This window comes from Aureimonas flava, from assembly GCF_003583935.1.
GTDB lineage: Bacteria > Pseudomonadota > Alphaproteobacteria > Rhizobiales > Rhizobiaceae > Aureimonas > Aureimonas flava.
In genome coordinates, this window is sequence record NZ_QYRN01000022.1 from 1 (window position 1) to 1,432 (window position 1,432).

The following is a 1,432-nucleotide window of genomic DNA, read 5'->3' on the forward strand; positions in this document are numbered from 1 at the left end:
CCGGCGGCCTGCGCGCGTTCCGCCCATCTCATGCCTGGGGCCATTTGTGGTGGAAGGTTCCCGGTCGGTCGAGGCGGTGGAAGGTGTGGGCTCCGAACAGGTCGCGCTGGCCCTGGGTCAGGTTGGTGGTGCCGCGCGCCCGGCGGTAGTCGTCGAAATAGGCGAGCGCGGCCGACAGCGCGGGCACCGGGATGCCCGCCAGCGCCGCCTTGGCCACCACGCGACGCAGCGCCGCCTGCCCCGCCTCGATCCGCTGCGTGAAGCTCGGCGCCTGCAGCAGGTTCACCACCTCCCCCGCCTCGTAGGCCCGTGTGATGTCGTCCAGGAAGCGCGAGCGGATGATGCAGCCGGCCCGCCAGATCCGCGCGATCTCGCCGAGCGGCAGGTTCCACGAGAACTCCGCGGACGCCTCGGCCAGCGTCGCGTAGCCTTGCGCGTAGGCGATGATCTTGGCCGCGACCAGCGCGCCCTCGAGCTCGCCCAGGCCCTCGTGGTCGGCGTGGAACTCGGCCCGCGCGATCGTCACGTCCGCGAAGATGCGCGCCGCCTCGGCCCGCTCCCGGCGGCGCGAGGACACGCCCCGCGCCGACACCGCCGCCTCCAGCGTGGTGGCGCCGACCCCCAGCTTCTGCGCCTCGATCACCGACCAGCGCCCGGTGCCCTTCTGGCCCGCCTCGTCGACGATCCGGTCCACCAGCGCGCCCTCCCCCTCCGGGTCGCGCTCGGCCAGCACCAGGGCGGTGATCTCGACGAGGTAGGACTGCAGCTCGCGCCGGTTCCAGTCGGCGAAGATGTCGGCCATCTCGCTGGCCTTCAGCCCCACCGCGTCGCGCAGGATGCCGTAGACCTCCGCGATCATCTGCATGTCGGCATATTCGATGCCGTTGTGGATCGTCTTGACGAAGTGCCCGGCTCCGTCCGGGCCCAGCCAGTCGACGCACGGCGAGCCGTCGAACCGGGCGGCGATCGGCTCCAGAAGCGGTTTCAGGCGCTCCCACACCGCCGGGTCGCCCCCCACCATGATCGAGGGCCCGTTGCGCGCCCCCACCTCGCCGCCCGACACGCCCATGCCGACGAAGTGGACGCCGGTGGGCTTCACCTCGCGCTCGCGGCGCACCGTGTCGTTGAAGTCCGCGTTGCCCGCGTCGATCAGGATGTCGCCCGGTTCGAGATGCGGCAGCACCAGCGCCATCTGGTCGTCCACCGGACCGCCGGCATTGACCATCAGCACCACCACGCGCGGGCTCTTCAGCGTGGACACGAAATGCTCCACCGAATCGGTCGGCACCAGGCGACCCGCCAGCTCCGGGTTCTCCTCGCGGACCCCGTACGCCTTCTCCACCGTCCGGTTACCCAGAGCCACCGTGAAACCGCCGTTGTCGGCAAAGTTCAGCGCAAGGCTCGCTCCCATCGTCCCCATGCCCAGTACGCC

Annotated in this window: 1 protein-coding gene; it reads right to left on the bottom strand. The window is 71.2% G+C overall.

Annotated features, from left to right (window positions below):
- Positions 1-28: 28 nt before the first annotated feature.
- Positions 29-1,432: NADP-dependent phosphogluconate dehydrogenase (gene gndA, locus D3218_RS19415; RefSeq protein ID WP_119541727.1), on the bottom strand; the 1,404-nt coding region annotated here is incomplete at its 5' end.